This is a genomic window from Trichocoleus desertorum AS-A10 (assembly GCF_039962155.1).
GTDB lineage: Bacteria > Cyanobacteriota > Cyanobacteriia > FACHB-46 > FACHB-46 > Trichocoleus.
Window position 1 is genome coordinate 1 of sequence record NZ_JAMPKN010000004.1, and the last position, 17,158, is coordinate 17,158.

Annotated in this window: 11 protein-coding genes and 1 rRNA gene; 8 read left to right on the top strand and 4 right to left on the bottom strand. The window is 48.3% G+C overall.

Features of this window, described 5'->3' with window-relative positions; genetic code table 11:
* The 6 genes from rrf to recJ form a co-directional block, all read left to right on the top strand.
* Positions 1-106, top strand: a 5S ribosomal RNA gene (rrf, locus tag NDA01_RS31865); the annotation flags it as partial.
* A gap of 337 nt (positions 107-443) precedes the next feature.
* Positions 444-1,079: a calcium-binding protein gene (locus NDA01_RS08495; protein WP_348227606.1), complete on the top strand. Its 636-nt coding sequence runs from the start codon at positions 444-446 to the stop codon at positions 1,077-1,079.
* 491 nt (positions 1,080-1,570) lie between these two features.
* The gene (locus NDA01_RS08500) at positions 1,571-2,323 is read left to right on the top strand and encodes a peptidylprolyl isomerase (RefSeq protein WP_348227607.1); all 753 of its coding nucleotides are present in this window, start codon (positions 1,571-1,573) and stop codon (positions 2,321-2,323) included.
* Complete coding sequence (locus NDA01_RS08505; protein ID WP_348227608.1) at positions 2,323-5,349, top strand: type I secretion system permease/ATPase; 3,027 nt, start codon at positions 2,323-2,325, stop codon at positions 5,347-5,349. Before NDA01_RS08500 ends, NDA01_RS08505 begins: the two co-directional genes overlap by 1 nt.
* Positions 5,350-5,712: 363 nt before the next feature.
* Complete coding sequence (locus tag NDA01_RS08510) at positions 5,713-7,245, top strand: beta-barrel domain-containing protein (protein ID WP_348227609.1); 1,533 nt, start codon at positions 5,713-5,715, stop codon at positions 7,243-7,245.
* A gap of 75 nt (positions 7,246-7,320) precedes the next feature.
* Positions 7,321-9,768 (top strand): single-stranded-DNA-specific exonuclease RecJ, encoded by a 2,448-nt coding sequence (gene recJ / locus NDA01_RS08515; protein WP_348227610.1) that lies wholly within the window; start codon positions 7,321-7,323, stop codon positions 9,766-9,768.
* Positions 9,769-9,811: 43 nt separating this feature from the next.
* On the opposite strand, the gene NDA01_RS08520 is transcribed toward recJ, so the two are convergent.
* A complete protein-coding gene (locus tag NDA01_RS08520) occupies positions 9,812-10,510 on the bottom strand; it encodes a YdcF family protein (protein ID WP_348227611.1) in 699 nt (232 codons plus the stop codon).
* A 492-nt stretch (positions 10,511-11,002) separates the two neighbouring features.
* On the opposite strand from NDA01_RS08520, the gene ctpB reads away from it, so the two are divergent.
* Positions 11,003-12,361 (top strand): carboxyl-terminal processing protease CtpB, encoded by a 1,359-nt coding sequence (gene ctpB / locus NDA01_RS08525; RefSeq protein WP_348227612.1) that lies wholly within the window; start codon positions 11,003-11,005, stop codon positions 12,359-12,361.
* Positions 12,362-12,438: 77 nt separating this feature from the next.
* On the opposite strand, the gene NDA01_RS08530 is transcribed toward ctpB, so the two are convergent.
* From NDA01_RS08530 to NDA01_RS08540, 3 genes are all read right to left on the bottom strand, one after another.
* On the bottom strand, positions 12,439-12,948 hold the full coding sequence (locus tag NDA01_RS08530) for a MogA/MoaB family molybdenum cofactor biosynthesis protein (RefSeq protein WP_348227613.1): 510 nt from the start codon (positions 12,946-12,948) through the stop codon (positions 12,439-12,441).
* Positions 12,949-13,076: 128 nt separating this feature from the next.
* The gene (psb28, locus tag NDA01_RS08535) at positions 13,077-13,412 is read right to left on the bottom strand and encodes a photosystem II reaction center protein Psb28 (RefSeq protein WP_190436159.1); all 336 of its coding nucleotides are present in this window, start codon (positions 13,410-13,412) and stop codon (positions 13,077-13,079) included.
* Between the two features lie 203 nt (positions 13,413-13,615).
* Complete coding sequence (locus tag NDA01_RS08540) at positions 13,616-15,847, bottom strand: S-layer homology domain-containing protein (protein ID WP_348227614.1); 2,232 nt, start codon at positions 15,845-15,847, stop codon at positions 13,616-13,618.
* A 297-nt stretch (positions 15,848-16,144) separates the two neighbouring features.
* On the opposite strand from NDA01_RS08540, the gene NDA01_RS08545 reads away from it, so the two are divergent.
* Entirely contained in the window at positions 16,145-17,101 is a 957-nt protein-coding gene (locus tag NDA01_RS08545) for a PRC-barrel domain-containing protein (protein WP_348227615.1), read from the top strand.
* Positions 17,102-17,158: the final 57 nt, after the last annotated feature.

Here is a 17,158-nt window from a genome sequence, read left to right on the forward strand (position 1 = left end):
TGGCGCGGTGGAACCACACTGACCCATCCCGAACTCAGAGGTGAAACGCTGTAGCGGCGACGATACTTTGGGGGCAGCCCCACGGGACAATAGCTCGATGCCAGGGCAATAATAGAGTAAAACTCCTCTTTGGATACACCACAAGAGGAGCTTTGCTTATAGCAACAATTCTGGCAAAAATCTTAATTAAGTTTGCTGTTTTGGTATGCTGGCTGATTTCTATAAGCTTACTCTTGCCGTAAGCCATTACTGTAAAGAGTATTTTGTACCTATATTAGGGTGCTAATCTGATTCTTAGGGGTAGCTTTAATCATTGTTAGAGCTTGCGGCTCTTAGAGTTACTTGTAAATCATCGACTAAGTTAGTTAGAACGAAATAGAGATACATATTGAGCGAAAACTGGATACAGTACCTATACGTTTTATTCTGCGCCGATAACTCGTATGTCGATCAAAAATACTAATATTCCGACTCTGAGTGAAGATGCTGCTATTCCTACCAACTCTTTGGCGAGTGTCGTTGATGGCTTGCCGGTGGTGATTAGTAACTTGAATTCTGCAAACAATAGCATGCCCCTAAACAACGACGGTGGAACGTTGGTGCACCCTGCTAAACCCAACTTTTTAGATACTAGTAGTTTTATCTATACAGTGCGTGATGCTCAAGCCAGTCTTGCCGTCGGTATGATTAGTGGCGGTGCCGAAAACGACCAACTGATAGGTAGTACTAGTAATAACGAGTTATTTGGTGGTGCTGGTAATGATCAGCTTTTAGGCGGAATGGGGGATGATGTACTCAATGGCGGCAGCGGTGAAGACGCTCTCTATGGTGGAGAAGGCAAAGATACTTTTGTGCTGACTCCTGGCGAGGGTTCAGATACGATCGCTGACTTTGTGGCGGGGGTTGACTTAATTCAGTTTGGTGGTGGTTTGACTTCTGAAGGAGTCACTATGACTCAGTTAGGGAGCAACACTTTGATTCGGGTCGCAGCTACAAACGAGTTGCTGGCAACTTTGATAAACAGTCCATCCCTTCAAATCATTAATCTGCCTGACGTTTCATTTTTCGGGATTAGTTAGACAGAGACCCTAAAATTCTTGAATTCTGTAACCTGAATGTAGGAGGAGGAGTGGCATCTTAGCTAACTGCTTCTCCTATTTTTTCAAGCAAAACAGATTGTTGTGGCGATCGCACTCACAGACAGCTTGCTATGCAGGAGAGATTGAATAAGCCAATAAAGCCGATTTGTGAAAAATATGCAAATTTCATCCTTGTATAGGTCGTTCCAGACTGAAATTTAGGTAATCTGAGTACGTAAATCTACTTGTAAAGCTGTTAGGGTGATTAACCGCGATTGCTGATTAATTTCGGTTAGTAGTTTTGGAAATCGGTTGATCGCTGGGGATATTTTAGGGAGAACTGCCACTGCACTGGGTATCTTGTTTAGTAAAGCTATGATGTCTCCTCACTGATATTCCATAGTTGCGAGTGATGACTATTGCTTTCTAGCCCCCGCTACTTAATGTCTTTACAAAGAAATTTTGTTTTGGAAAGCCCTCTGAAAGCCGATATGACCGTAATTCTACAAGTTGGGGAGCGTGCCATTACGGCCGCAGAAATACTGCCTTTGCTGGCTCGGTACCAGCTATTACCTCAACTACTACGGGAGTTGCTGCTCGATCAGGTCATTACTCCGTATACTTGTACTTCCGAGGAAACAGCTCAGGCTTGTCAGCAGTTTTATGCTCAAAATCAGCTGGGCTCCGAAGCGGTTCAGCAAGCTTGGCTGTCGCAGCGCCAAATAACTTCAGAAGAGTTTGAGGCTAGAACTGAGCGCGGGTTGAGAATTGAAAAATTTAAGCAGGCAACTTGGGGAATCAAGCTAGAATCTTACTTCCTCCAGAGAAAAGGGCAGATGGACAAAGTGATCTACTCCCTTATTCGCACCCAAGATGTTGGTATCGCCCAAGAACTTTACTTTCGTGTTCAAGAGGGTGAGCAATCTTTCGCAGATTTAGCTAGAGAATATTCTCAAGGCCCTGAAGCTCAGACAGGGGGGTTGATTGGTCCAGTGGAGTTGAGTACTCCTCATCCCCAGTTAGCAAAAGTGCTAGCAATGAGTCAGCCTGGACAGTTATGGCCACCCACTCAGCTTGGAGAATGGGTAGTCATTGTGCGGCTAGAAAAATTTATTCCGGCGCAGCTAGATGAACCCATGCGCCAACGACTACTAAACGAACTTTTTAATAATTGGCTGCAAGAGCAGCTCAATCAAATTAACTCTGCTAACACCTTGGGCACTGTTGCTACTTCTGCTTCCTAATGACTTACACTACAAACACAATTCAAGATTTTTTAGCTACTGTACCTGGCTTTAGTCAACTACCTCCCGCTACGATTACGAGGTTGCTGCCACGATTTCAGTTGCTGCGCTATCGGATGGGGCAAGCTATCCTGGTGCGAGAGAAAATGCCCATTCAGATTTCGATTCTGTATGAAGGGCAAGCTCGCTACTTGGGGTACGACCCACGCACCCAACTTCCCAGTACATTGAAGTTGTTAAATTCAGGGGAAGTTTTAGGTTGGGCAGGACTCCTGCGCGGAATGCCTTGTGAGACGGCGATCGCTTCTAATGAAGTGGTTTGTATTACGCTTGCAACCACTGAATTTCTGGAACTGCTTGAGCAAGAAGCAGGGTTTGCGGCTGCGTTTCGTCAACGTTGTGCGTTGGTAGAAGGCTTCGATTTGCTCGGAGCAGAGCTACAGCGTCAACCTATTAATAAAATTACTAATCTCAAAGATTTTACTCAGCAGGTGTGGCCAGACGCTGTAGTCATGAACTTGCCTAAAGGTAGGACGCAGCTCAGCCAACTCGACTCTAGCTTCATTTGGTTGGTCAGTGGCGGCGGCACCGTGACCACCTATCCTGTGGCTAGCCGCCTAGATGGATCTGGTGCTCAATCATTTATTAGTGTTGAGGGACCGACTGCGGCTCGCTTGGTTGGGTTTCCTGCTGCGGTTCTGGGAGAGGTGAACCCAGAAACCAATGGCTCAGCCTTGGTACTCACTGATGCAGCTGAACTACTACCCCTCTCAGAGGGTGAGGTTGAACTGGATACGGGAGAGGTAGATATTCCATATGCACCGGAAAGGGTGCCGGGAGATTCGACTGCCGCGCTTACACAACAGGCTAAGGGAAAACAGAAGTATCCCTACATTCGAGCGCGAGGACCGCTCAATGCAACTCTGGCTTGTTTTCAGATGTTGGCGCAGCATCTGGGATTACCCTTCCGTCGAGACGTGGTGCAACGAGTTCTGACGAACCAAATGGATCGCTCGGGCAGTATGTCTTTACAGGTCTGTGGTGCGATCGCAGAACTGATGGGGCTGAATGCACAACTAGTTAATGTGCCTGCTGCGACTGTGAGCCGTCTGCCAGCCCCCGCCTTGATTCGTTGGCAAGATAGCTGTGCGGTGCTCTATGAAATTAGTGATAAAGCGATCGTGCTGGCGGTTCCAGAAACAGGAATTCGGCGACTGAAACCAGCGGACTTTGCAGAAGCCTGGGGACAAGAGGGTCAGGTTTTACTGCTAAAGCCGACCAAACAAACGCCCAAGCAGCGATTTGGTCTCGGTTGGTTTTTGCCATCGCTGATTCGGTATCGCAAGGTTTTAATCGAAGTTCTGATTGCTTCCTTCTTTGTCCAGCTATTTAGCTTAGCCAACCCCTTGATGCTACAAATCATCATTGACCGGGTGTTGGTCCAAAATAGTTTGGATACCTTAAACGTCCTCGGCATCTTCTTGATTCTGATGGCGTTCTTTGAGTCACTGTTAATGAGCTTGCGAACCTATTTGTTTGTCGATACCACCAACCGGATCGACATGGCTTTGGGTTCAGAGATTATTGACCACCTGCTTCGGTTGCCGCTGAAGTATTTTGAGAAGCGTCCCGTGGGGGAACTCTCTAGCCGTATTAATGAGCTAGAAAATATTCGTCAATTTTTAACTGGAACGGCGCTAACCGTGGTGCTGGATGCCGTATTTTCGGTCATCTATATCGTGGTTATGTTTATCTATAGTTGGCTGCTGACAATCGTCGCGCTAGCTACAATTCCTCTATTTGCCATTCTTACGGCTTTAGTTTCTCCAATTATTCGGCGACAGTTGCGGGCTAAAGCAGAGCGTAACGCTGAAACTCAGTCCTACTTAGTGGAAGTGATGTCTGGAATTCAGACGGTCAAGGCTCAGAACATTGAGTTGCGATCGCGCTGGCAATGGCAAGAACGCTATGCTCGCTATGTAAGTGCTGGGTTTCAAACGGTCTTGACTTCTACAACGGCTGGAGCGACCAGTAACCTACTCAACAAAATTTCTGGTCTGTTGGTTCTCTGGGTAGGGGCTTACCTCGTGATTGCGGGCCAATTAACCTTGGGCCAGTTGTTTGCTTTCCGCATTATTGCAGGCTACGTCACCACACCTTTGCTACGCTTAACCCAGCTGTGGCAAAACTTCCAGGAAACAGCTCTCTCGCTAGAGCGTCTGAGCGATATTATTGACACGCCGCAAGAGGCAGATGAGCTAGATCGGCAGAACATCCCAATGCCTACGATCCAGGGGGCTGTCACGTACGACGATATTGTCTTCAGTTTTAACAAGAATAGTCCGCCTCAACTTAATCACATCAGCATCGAATTTCCTGCAGGGATTTTTGTGGGTGTGGTGGGGCAGAGTGGTTCGGGTAAGAGTACTTTAATGAAGTTGCTGCCGCGTCTCTATGAACCCGATTCTGGGCGTATCTTGATTGATAATTACGATATCAACAAGGTGGAGCTATATTCCCTGCGGCGACAGGTGGGGATTGTGCCGCAGGAACCACTTCTGTTTGATGGCACTGTGCAGGAAAACATTGCTCTAACTCAGCCAGATGCCACTTCTGAAGAGATTATCGCTGCGGCTAAAGTGGCAGCGGCCCATGACTTTATCATGACGTTGCCGAATGGCTATAACACTCGTGTAGGTGAGCGGGGATCAGCACTTTCGGGTGGCCAACGACAGCGGGTGGCGATCGCTCGGACAGTGCTGCAAAATCCTCGGCTCCTGATTTTGGATGAAGCGACCAGTGCCTTGGACTATGACACTGAACGACAAGTCTGCTTGAACCTAGCTGATGCGTTCCACGATCGCACTGTTTTCTTCATCACGCACCGCCTCAGCACAATTAAGAATGCAGACATGATTTTGATGATGGATCGGGGTTCGGTTGTCGAGACAGGAACTCACGAAGAACTCATGGACATCAAAGGCCGTTACTACTGTCTCTATCAACAACAAGAGTCGCAAATGTAGGCAGTTGTTTTTAGAAGAGAGCTTGAAGCTAAAGAGTGGAGGGGCGGCGATCGCTACCTCTCTTTTTTAATCACGTAACGGTTAAGGCGTAGCCGTAAAGTTTCATCAAACTTTCTCAGTAGGCTATTTCCTGAAGTGAAGCGAAATTGCTAAAAGAGAAGAGAAGACTACCCTCTAAAGGTCAATATTGCAGCAATTGATTTTCAGTTTTTGCAAATCTTGGCAGGCTAAAGGGCACGCTAACGACAGGACTAAGTTCTAAAAGTTTTAAGCGAAGTCTGATTGCTATGTTGCTGGTGCTGGCAAATCCCCCTTTGCTACCGCCCTTGAATTGCGCCACCTTCCCTATCACTCACTAGGTTTATGACGATTAACCAGCAAAATGGAGCCAAGTTGAATCAACAGCTACCTCCCACCCCAGAAGTAGCTTCTTATTCAGCGAAATCAACGACTTTTGACCAACCCGTTGTGCTTCAGCAACCTGCCACTTGGTCACGAGCCATTGTTTGGAGTATCGTCGCTGTCACCACAGCTTCAATCATTTGGGCTTGTGTAGCCAAGATTGAGGAGGCGGTGAGCTCTCAGGGCAAGCTAGAGCCTCAAGGTGCTGTAAAAGAAGTACAAGCTCCGGTTGCAGGGGTAGTCAAAGAAATTTATGTCAAGGAAGGCGATCGCGTTAAGCAAGGGCAAACGCTTCTCAGTTTTGACCCCACCGCAGCGAAGGCCCAAGAGAAATCACTACTGAATATTCGCATAGCCTTGATGCAGGAAAATCAGTTTTATCGGTCTCAGCTGGCTGGCTTAGCGTCTCCCGCTACTACGGATCAAGCCGCGATCGCGCTGAAACTACCCGCAGAGATTGCCTCTCTGACTAAGAGCCGCGTCAATCTCTTGGCAGAAAATCAACTGTATCGCGCTCAGCTTCCGGGGGCTGCCCAAGGAGGCAACTTCTCAGTTGAGCAATTGGCTCGCTTGCAGTCCAGTCGAGATGAATTTAACTCACGCGCCGCCGCCGCCCAGTTAGAAACTAAACAGTTAGAGCGGCAGTACAGTCAAAACCAAGTGTCTTTAGCCAACGCCAGAGATAGTTTAGGGGTGAACCAGCGAATTCTGGATGGCATTCGACCGTTATATGAAGAAGGCGGGATTGCCAAAATTCAATACCTGAAGCAAGAACAAGAAGTTCGCTCAGGTCAAGCTGAAGTTGAGCGTTTGGGCCAAGAACAACAACGGTTACAGTTTGCGATCGCTCAAGCTCAACAACAACTGCAAAACACTGTCTCTCAGACGCAAAAAGATGTTTTGACTCTGATGGCGAATAACGAGCAACGCATTGCGGAAATTGACAGCCAATTGACCAAGGCGATCGTTGAAAACGAAAAACGAATTGACGAAATCAATAGCCAACTCAGTCAAGCCCAACTGACGTTGAAGTATCAGGACATTAAGGCTCCGACAGACGGCCTTGTTTTTGATGTCAAAGCGGGCGGTCCTGGCTTTGTAGCTAACCCTAGCGAACCTGTGCTCAAGATTGTCCCTACTGACCATCTAGTAGCCAAAGTGTATATCACGAACCGTGATATTGGCTTTATTAGAGAAGGCATGGATGTAGATGTCAGAATTGATTCTTTCCCCTTTAGTGAATTTGGGGATATTAAAGGTAAGCTAACCTCGGTTGGCTCTGATGCCCTACCCCCCGACGAAATTCGGCAGTACTATAGCTTCCCTGCCAAGATCACTCTAGATGAGCAAACGCTGCGAGTCCGAGGGCGAGAAGTGGCATTACAGTCAGGTATGTCTGTCAGCACTAATATCAAGATCCGCCAACGCACAGTGATGAGTATCTTTGTTGACTTATTTGCTAAGCAGTTGGATGGTATGAAAGCGATCAGATAATCTGTTGTGGCAGTCACTCTGCGCAATTGACTCAACGGCTTAATTACTTAAATGCTGGAGCAGCAAGCACAGCCCATGCAAATATCCTCAGTAGGTGCTAGTCAAGCTATGGCTGAGACACCCGCTTGGTTTGTGCAGGCTGTACAACAGCAGGCTGTAGGGTTGCCTGGGCACTATGCAGCTCAGTTATTGTGGCAACGAGGAATTCGAGATCCAGAGAAACTTGCTGGCTTTTTGCACCCACAGTTTTACCAACCGACGAGTCCGTTTGAGTTTGGGCAGGAGATGCAATGGGCAGTCGGGCGCTTACAGCAAGCTCGCAATCAAGATGAAGTTGTTGCTATTTGGGGTGACTTTGACGCCGATGGCATTACAGCCACAGCCGTACTTTGGGATGGCTTAGGTCAGTTTTTTAGTCAGGGCGATCGCCTGATTTACTACATCCCCAACCGCCTGATTGAATCTCATGGTCTCTCTTACTCAGGGCTCGATCGCCTAGCAGCACAAGGATGTCAGTTGGTTGTCACCTGCGATACGGGCAGCACCAATCTGGCAGAAATTCGGTATGCCCAAAGCTTAGGTATGGATGTGATCGTTACCGATCATCACACCTTGCCATCTGAGCGCCCCACCGTCACAGCGCTCATCAATCCGCGCTATTTGCTGCCAACTCATCCTTTGGCCCATCTCTCCGGTGTGGCTGTCGCCTATAAGTTGGTGGAAGCCCTCTACCAAACCTGGCCAGAGGTACCGCAGCAACCACTGACGCATCTACTAGATTTGGTGGCGATTGGCTTAATTGCTGATTTAGTTCAACTCACCGGAGATTGCCGTTACCTCGCTCAGCAAGGCATTGAGCAGCTACAGCAGCACCTGATCAACCATGAGGCTGGAGTGAAACCTGCTCGGCCTGGAATCGCGCGTTTACTAGAGCTGTGTAAGAAAAGTGGCGATCGCCCCACTGATATCTCCTTTGGGCTTGGTCCTCGCATCAATGCCGTTAGCCGGATTCAAGGAGATGCCCATTTTTGTGTAGAATTGCTCACTAGTCGGGACGAGCAGCGTTGTCAGCAGTTGGCTGAGGAAACCGAGCTAGCCAATATGCGGCGCAAAGCTCTACAGCGGGAAGTTACTTACCAAGTCAAAGACAAATTATCTCAGTTGGACCTGTCAACAACGAGCGTGATCGTCTCAGTCGATACTCAATGGCCCGTTGGAATTTTGGGCCTAGTCGCTGGGCAAATCGCTCAAGAATACGGTCGTCCTACAATTCTGCTCAATGCTGATTCGCCAGATCTTGATTTGGTAACACCCAACTCAAGATCTGAGGGGCGATCGCAGTCTTTGTCCTTGGCTAGAGGATCGGCGCGATCGGTAAATCAAATTGATCTCTACCAACTAGTACAAGAGCAAGCTCACTTACTCCATAGCTTTGGGGGGCATCCCTTTGCGGCAGGGTTGAGCCTGCCAGTGGCTAACCTGCCTCTGTTTACTGAAGCTGTCAATCGTCAACTACGCCAGCAAAACTGTGGCATTACTTCTCCAGCTTCTGCCAATCAAGCAGACCTCGTGGTTACAGTGGCAGAGTTAGGCAAGACTTTATTCCGCGAACTTAAGCTGCTGGAACCTTGTGGGATGGGTAATCCTGTTCCTAAACTCATGATGCGAAATTGTTGGTTTGAGCGGGCTTGGCACCGCAACAGCCAAGACTGGCAAGGTAGGAAAGTCCAGTACATTAAAACAGAGTTTGTGCTACGCGATGACTCTACTTCCATTGGTTTTCCAGGAGTTTGGTGGGGGCACTACAAAGAAGAACTTCCTTCCGGGCGCTGTGACGTTGTTGTAGAGCTAGACTTCAATACCTACGAAAACCGACGACGTGGACAGACCCCACACTATGAAGTCCGTTTGTTAGAGGTGTTGCCTGCCAGCAACGCAGCATTGCTGAGCCAAATTCCACAGCCCGCAGATTGGCTGGTGGACTGGCGAGAGGATCTTAAGCCCACTACACCAGATACAGATGTGTTGCTCATGACTCAATGCCCAACTAATTGGGCAGAGTTGCAAGCTTGGTTTCGTCGAGCAGTGCAAGAAGGGCAACGGTTGGCGATCGCTTATCCATCCCCTAGCCTAGTTGCCCCGACTCAGATTTGGCAGCAGTTAATCGGCATTGCTAAATATCTCGGCCGTACGGGTGGTTCTGCCACTCTAAGCCAGTTCCATGAAAAGTTGGGGATCGGCGATCGCCCATTACAACTAGGCTTTCAAGCCCTGCACCTTTTAGGTTTTGCTATCACTCATGCAGATCGAGGATTTCGAGTGGAGTATCAAGCGAAAGCGGACCTTACCTCTGTCGAGATGCAATTAACAGAAGTAGTCCAGCAATTCCTAGGCGTGGTTCAAGAAGAGCAGTTTCGCCGCCAATACTTCTATCAGGTGCCACTCTCAACGCTCCAAGCCGTAGCTCATCAAACGATCTTGCTACAAGCTCATCGCTCACCTCAGCCACAGCTAACTGAGTAGTTCTAGGCTTTAGCCTTTGTGTCCTGAAATCTTGCTAAAAGCTCTACTGGACCTTACCTTGATATTCACACTTAAATCCTTGCTGTTGCCACTCCTGAATGTTGACATCGCTCAGCGGAATCATATCAGCGCACTTAGGCGTATAAACTTGGCTGACTATGGCCCAGACTACACTCCGCGCTACATCTAACCCAGTTTTGAGCCAGGACTCACGATTACCAGGAACGCCTTCTTCTTTAACAATATCTGGTTCTACCCAAATACCATGTGCTCCTAGCAAAATCTGTGCCATCCATTTAGCTCTAGGGAGATGAGTCCCCGAGGTGATCAGCTTAACTTTGTGGACTTGCCACTGCCGCAACAACGGAATATTGAAGTAGAAGTTATCGAAAGTGGAATCAGCGCACTTTTCTAGCCAAACTTGCCTGATGGGAGCCTCGGAGCGTTGAAAAATGAGCCAGATGCAAGGATCTTGTGAACCCTGAGAAATCAGGATAGGAGTTTCAGGATGTTGTTTAGCAAGTTCAGTTACATAAATTTCTCGACGGATACTACCCCCTAAAACGAAAAAAGCATTAACTGGGCCCAAGGCTGCCGATCGCAACGCTATCGTGTTAATTAACAGCCAACTGCCAAGCAGTAAGCCGAGGCTCCAAAGTCCAATTTTAAGGGGGTGATCCCAGAGCTTGTAGGGCCAAGCTTGGTGGTATGAAGTTCTACGACGCTTGCTTTTCGGCTTCATGTCTAGCAAAAAACCTTAGTGAATCAAATTTGCATCTCATGCCTTAAAGTTGCACCTTTATAGTCGAACAATTCACCGCAACTTTACTGACTCTTAAAACTTGCACCTCATGCTATCCTGGCGGGCAACACTATTATGATTCTTAGGTATTCTGCCTCTTCTACTTGATTTAGTTGCTATGCGTTACGATTGCTTCATCCCCTAGTCAGCTTTAGTTTAATGACCCCTTGATGAGCGTGGACACTGGTTAAACTGTCACATGTTCAGCGTAGTTTAACTCGGTAGTTTGGGTATGTTGAAGCTAATTGTCTTAGGGGTGATCCGACCTTTTGACAGTTTCGTGCATGAGGAGTTGTTGCTGGAGCTAGGGACGTCGCAAGCCCCTTAAAACTCATTTACTGTGGTGCATTTTCGCTTCTGTTTCTTAGGGCTACTGAATATAGAGCCTTACTGCTGAGCCACTGATAGTTAAACGATTTGAGCCAACTTCCAATGAATCAGTCCCCCAGACATTTCCATCTGCTCCAAGTTGCTCTTTGTGGCGGGGCGATCGCTACTGCCGCTACCCTCACTTTGTTTGGTCCTGGTCTTAGTCGCTCCGTGCGGGCGGCTCTGCAAGATAGCCCCAAAACGATTTTGGATGAAGCTTGGCAGATTGTGAATAGCGAGTATGTGGATGGCACTTTCAACCAAAAAGATTGGCAGGCAGTCCGCCAGAGCTTGCTAGGTAAGAACTATAATTCCCGGGAAGAAGCTTATACAGCTCTACGTAAATCCTTAGAGCAGCTCGAAGATCCTTACACCCGCTTCATGGATCCGAAGCAGTACCAAGCGCTAAATAGCCAAACTTCTGGGGAGCTTTCAGGTGTTGGGATTCGGTTGGAACTCAACGAGAAAACTAAAATTCTGACCGTAGTAGAACCGATTGAAAACTCTCCGGCTCTAAAAGCGGGAATTCAGGCGGGCGATCGCATTTTGGCGATTAATGGCAAGCTGACGAAAGGCATGACCGTAGAAGATGCCTCTAATCTGATTCGAGGTGATGTTGGCACGAAAGTCACTCTACGAATTGACCGAGATACAAAGTCTGCCTTTGATATACCTTTACAGCGGGCTCGGATTGAACTGCCGACCGTACGTTATAGCTTGCGGCAAGAAGGCCAGAAGCGGATTGGCTACATTCGTTTAAATGAATTTAGTGCTCATGCTCCCCAGCAAATGCGGCGAGCGATTCAGGACTTGACGGGCCAAAAGGTAGATGCCTTTGTCCTCGACTTGCGGAGTAACCCTGGTGGTTTGTTGCAAGCGAGCATTGACATTTCTCGCATGTGGATGGACTCTGGCTCGATTGTCCGTACCGTCAATCGCAAAGGTGAGAACGAGCAATTAGCCGCCAATCGTACTGCCTTGACCAAACTACCTCTCGCAGTTTTGGTGGATGGTAATTCTGCTAGCTCCAGTGAAATTTTAACAGGGGCGCTGAAGGATAATGGGCGTGCGACTGTTGTGGGTAGTCAAACCTTTGGTAAAGCTCTAGTTCAGTCGGTCCATTCTCTGTCTGATGGTTCTGGGCTGGCTGTCACAATTGCCCATTACTACACCCCGGATGGCACTGACATTAGCCAGAAGGGAATTACTCCTGACATCAAGATTGACTTAAGTGATTCCCAACGTCAGAAGTTAGCTTCTAACCCGAAGCTAATCGGCACTAAAGATGATCCTCAGTATCTGCGAGCCTTGAATGTGCTAGAAGCAGAGTTCGCGAAGGTCAAACAACCAACTGCCGCTCAACGTCAGAGCCGCAATAATTGTCTGATTCCAGGGCTGACTTGTCGCTCTAATGTGCAATAACTTGTCTAACTCCCAGGTTTAAAGGTCTAAAAGTTAAGCGCTTCTCTAGGGGAGCGCTTAGTTGTTGCGTTGGTTCTTTAAGGCTGTAATCGTAGCTGGCTCACTAGATGTACCAGTTCGGGCAGAATCAGCTTTTGCATAGCGAGCGTAACCGCATTAGTGGAACCTGGAACGGAAAAGATCAGCTTGCTCTGGTAAACGCCTGCTACGGCTCTAGAAGCGATCGCCCGTGAGCCAATTTCTTGATAGCTCAACCAGCGAAATAACTCGCCAAAGCCAGGTAACATCTTTTCTAAGAGTTGCTCAATTGCGTCATAGGTGGTGTCCCTGGGAGCAATTCCGGTGCCGCCGTTGCAAATTACTACATCGAGCTCTGGTTGTTGGCTGAAAGCTTGGATTTGCGCTTGAATTTGCCCAGGCTCATCTTTAATAATCCTGTACTCAACAACTCGATGTCCTGCGGCTAGAAGCAACTGCTGGATTGCCTGACCACTGCGATCGTCTGCGAGCGATCGCGTATCACTCACGGTAATCACCGCACAACTAACAACAAAGTTCGCTGAATCAGGATGAGGCTGGTGAGGCATGAAGTTCGTTCTCCACTTCGCCAGGATCTAAATGCCCTCAATCCTTATGCCCGCTGCAAAATCTTCAATGGACGACGCAGGAATGAGGGCAGGCTATGGGCTGCTTTTTAGAGGATGAGAGAAGGCAATTAAGACTTACTGAACCCAAGATCGTGCTCTTCTGAATAGCGTTCCATAAACCGCATGAAGCGCTCCCACTCTGCCACGGACTTTATATAGTAGAAGGCTTCCAGTGCTTCTGGTTGACCATTGACAAACTTTGCTTTTACTTCACGTGTAGAGATTTCACCTTCTTCATCAATCAAGTACATACCTGTGATTGTTTCAGTGCTGGTGGAGCTTAAAGCCTTAGGTCGCTCAAAGTAAAACGTCGCCGTACCATTACTGCCGTCGCGAGAACGAGTTACACGGACTTCAGGCACTGCATCTTCGGTAATACCTCTGGAAAATTGAATTTCAGCCATGTCTTTAGAATTAAATCTTAAATGGACAGTTAACTATTCTTAATCATATAGATCAGTTGCCTTAAATCAAAACTCGTTGGTGGTTGAGGAAGCAGAGATAGAGGGAAGTGGCTAGAGGCCAAGGGATATGCGAAGGAAACCCAAGATCGGGCCAGTTGTGCTGGATAGGTGGAGCCTAGCCAACACAACATTACAGGGATGACCTAAGCGGAAACGATGTATGGAGAGCTAATTGCAGGCGATCGCCCAGCATTGACCAAGGCTTGATAAACCATAGCGGTTACTTCAGCACGAGTCGTCTCCCGGTTAGGGTTTAGCTGTCCTACAGTGGGGAAGTTCACTACCATCCGGCGTTTTGTGGCTGTGGCAACAGCACCACGGGCGAAAGGTGGAATTGAACTTTGATCGCTATAGATCCCCAACCCAGCTTCATCACCACTTCCCAAGTTCAAGCCGTTGACCAAGGAAACGAGCACCTGAACGCGCAGCACGTTCTCATTCGGGCGGAAGGTATTATCTGGGAACCCAGAAAGAAACCCACCCCGGTAAGCTTGCTGAATTGCATTAGCAGCCCAAAAATCTGCGGCCACATCGCTAAAGCTAGTAGCGGCTCGGACGGCAGGCGGATTTAAGGCTTTGACGAGTAGAGCCGCATATTGCGCCCGATTCATCTTCGCGTCTGGTTTAAAGGAACCATCTTCAAAGCCGCTAATGAGTCCTTGACCGCCTAGAGCGCGAATAAAATCTGCTGCCCAGTGACCTTGAATATCGGTGAAGGAGGGGGTGGCTTGATCTGGGTTGACAATTAAGTTAGAGGCGATCGCTGGGGCTTCACCACGAGCCACCAAAGCTTGGTAGAGCAAGGCTGCGACTTCCGCTCGGTTGATGTCTCGCATTGGCTCTAGTTGATTCACCTGCGGTTGATTTACCACCATGCGGCGCTGAGTTGCTGTAGCCACTTCATCGGTCGCATAACTAGGAATTTGGGCGCGATCGCTATAGACCAGCAAGATATTGGTGTTACCACCTGTAAACCCTAAACCGCTGACCAAAGACACGATCGCCTGAACTCGCGTCAAGTTTTGATCAGGTCGGAAGGTGTTGTCTGGAAAACCAGAGACAAATCCCATTTGAGCTGCTTTCTGAATTGCTGCCTTGGCCCAGAAATCAGCCGGAACGTCCGCAAAATCAGTCGCTTCTTTTTTGTTGGGTAGATTAAACGCTTTAGCGATCGCCGCAGCATATTGGGCTCTGGTAATGCTGGCTCCAGGCTTGAAGGTACCATCGGGGAAGCCGCTAATGATGCCACGACTGACTAACCCTCGAATAAACCCTTCGGCCCAATGACCTGTAATGTCAGTCAAGCCAACGGGATTCGGAGTTGGTGTCGGCGTCGGAGTGGGTGTCGGAACTGGGGTTGGCGTGGGAGTGGGTGTGGGAACGGGAATAGGCGTTGGAGTTGGAACTGGCGTAGGCGTGGGAGTGGGGGTCGGAACAGGAATAGGTGTTGGTGTCGGAGTTGGAACTGGCGTAGGCGTGGGAGTGGGAACCTCGCTGGCCACAAAGTTGATCAGACCTTGAACGCGGGTGGGGTTTAATTGATTGCCAACAGAAATCAGAGTAGTTTTGGTGGCATTGTGTAAGTCAAACGAACCGTTGTCTCTAAAGATGTTGCCCCCTGGATCTTGGCTTTTACCTAAATCTGGCAACGAAGTATTCGTAATAACCAGGCCGTCGCTGGTGTTCTTCTCCAAGACGTTACTGCGAAGTACAGGATTGGCTTGACCAGACAGTACGACCCCAGAACGATTTTCAAAAATTCTGTTATCAACAACTAGAGGAGCAGCGTTATCTCCAATGGCAATGCCGTAGCCTGTCTTCTGACAAACATTACGACGGATTTCACCTTTTGCGTTCCGCACCAGCGAGATGCCACTGGCGGCATTTTGAAAAAACACGTTGTCTATAATGACGGGATTCGCTGTCCCGGTGGCGAAAATGCCTTCGCGAGCACAGTTAGTAAACGTACTGTTAGCAACTGTGGGAGCTGTAGACTCTACCCAAACGGCAGTGCCGCGTTGGGCTCGGTTGGTAACGGTGACACCCCGCAGTTGGGCTGTGTTCTCGAGCCGTAGGGTAATGTTTTGCCGCGCAAAGGTAGGGCTGATATATTCGCCGCTGCCTTCAACCAAAACGCCACTACCTTTATTGCTTTCATTGCCTACAAGTGCCACACCTGCAGGAATCACGAGCGGGAACACTTCTCCACTAGCAGCATTGTAGGTGCCTGCTGCTAACTGAATAGTAGTTCCACCACGGGCTTGCTGTAAGGCTCGCTTTAGGGTTTTGAAGGGAGTAGCTTGACTGCCATTGGCAGCATCATTACCTGCCGTAGGATTGACATACAAGATCGAGCCGGAAGCCGATTGAACCATGACTTTGCACCTATCCGCAATCTTTAAGAGCACTTACCTATGTATTGCGTCACGTTAATTTTGTTGATCAGGGTTAGAACCCCAAAACTTTGATGACGTACTAGAGAGCTACAAGGTGTGCAAGTCGATTTTAGGGGCAGTTTTTCATCTTGATAGAGAGTGGCTGATACCCCACAGCTCTTTAAGTCCTCTAGCCAACATCTAAAGGCTTGGCTGCTGGGCTTTGTAGCGATTCTTAAAAGTTTCTGAATCCAGAAGCTATACTGCTGGGAAAGCGCATCTATTTTTGAGGTCTTTATGGCTTCTCCACAAGCGATCGCCCGACAAGGCGAGCTTCTCAACCGTTTGGTACTCGATCGAGAGACCGCAGAAGAACTGGGTCGAGTCGATCAAATTTGGATGGTGCCAGAATTGCATCGAGTCATGGGCATTATCTGCACGACCGGGTTTTTGAAGGGTAAGAAACAAATGTTTACCCTGGTGCAAATTGAGGCCTTTGGCACAGATAGCATTGTCGTTAATTCTAGTCACACCAGCGTCAATCCTGAGGACATTAAACCGATTGATTCCTTGATTGGCCGAGAAGTCTGGAGCGATGCTGGTAGTAGAATTGGCAAGCTAACAGACTATTTATTTGACCCTACGACTGGCGAAATTACTCAATATCTGTTTGTGGCACGGGGCTGGAGTAGCCTGACAGATGGCAGCTACCTGTTACAGCCATCCATGATTTTGGGCTTGGGCAGCAAGCGGGTGATGATCTCCAATAATGCGGCTCAAGAGATTTCTATCTACACCGAGGGTCTTAGACATAAAGTTGCTAAGGTTAGTAGCTTTTTACAGTCAGATTACGCACAAACGAAGCAAGATGTGAAGTCTTGGTTAGGAGGGATTCAAGCCATTACTAGCCAAGCTAAAGAACAACTACAAACTCTGAGTGTTCAGGCAAAAGAACAAGCGCAAACGGTGGGTGAACAGCTTAAAGACACAACTCAAACCCTAGCGGAGCAAGCCCAAGAGAAAAGCCAAACACTCAAAGAGACTCTTAAAGACCGAGCGCAACTGTTAGGCGAACAAGTCAAAGACAAAACTCAAGCTTTAGCGGAGCAAGCAAAAGCCAATGCTAGCGATCGCGCTGAGCCTGAAGTTGTTGTCTCAGTTCAACCGGATACCTCTGTTACTGCCCAGCCAACTCACACCACTGAAGTAGTTGTGGATGTCAGCCCTGAAAAGCCTTCAGAATCTGCACAGTAGATTCTATTTTCTATAGGGCAGGCTATCGCAACTCCTGGCTCTCCGGATTTTTAATTT

Bases quoted from the DNA above. Each gene is read 5' to 3' on its own strand.
- NDA01_RS08520 (WP_348227611.1), bottom strand. From the start codon at position 10,510: ATGAAGCCGAAAAGCAAGCGTCGTAGAACTTCATACCACCAAGCTTGG.
- psb28 (WP_190436159.1), bottom strand. From the start codon at position 13,412: ATGGCTGAAATTCAATTTTCCAGAGGTATTACCGAAGATGCAGTGCCT.
- NDA01_RS08510 (WP_348227609.1), top strand. From the start codon at position 5,713: ATGACGATTAACCAGCAAAATGGAGCCAAGTTGAATCAACAGCTACCT.
- recJ (WP_348227610.1), top strand. From the start codon at position 7,321: ATGCAAATATCCTCAGTAGGTGCTAGTCAAGCTATGGCTGAGACACCC.
- NDA01_RS08495 (WP_348227606.1), top strand. From the start codon at position 444: ATGTCGATCAAAAATACTAATATTCCGACTCTGAGTGAAGATGCTGCT.
- NDA01_RS08505 (WP_348227608.1), top strand. From the start codon at position 2,323: ATGACTTACACTACAAACACAATTCAAGATTTTTTAGCTACTGTACCT.
- ctpB (WP_348227612.1), top strand. From the start codon at position 11,003: ATGAATCAGTCCCCCAGACATTTCCATCTGCTCCAAGTTGCTCTTTGT.
- NDA01_RS08545 (WP_348227615.1), top strand. From the start codon at position 16,145: ATGGCTTCTCCACAAGCGATCGCCCGACAAGGCGAGCTTCTCAACCGT.
- NDA01_RS08500 (WP_348227607.1), top strand. From the start codon at position 1,571: ATGACCGTAATTCTACAAGTTGGGGAGCGTGCCATTACGGCCGCAGAA.
- NDA01_RS08530 (WP_348227613.1), bottom strand. From the start codon at position 12,948: ATGCCTCACCAGCCTCATCCTGATTCAGCGAACTTTGTTGTTAGTTGT.
- NDA01_RS08540 (WP_348227614.1), bottom strand. From the start codon at position 15,847: ATGGTTCAATCGGCTTCCGGCTCGATCTTGTATGTCAATCCTACGGCA.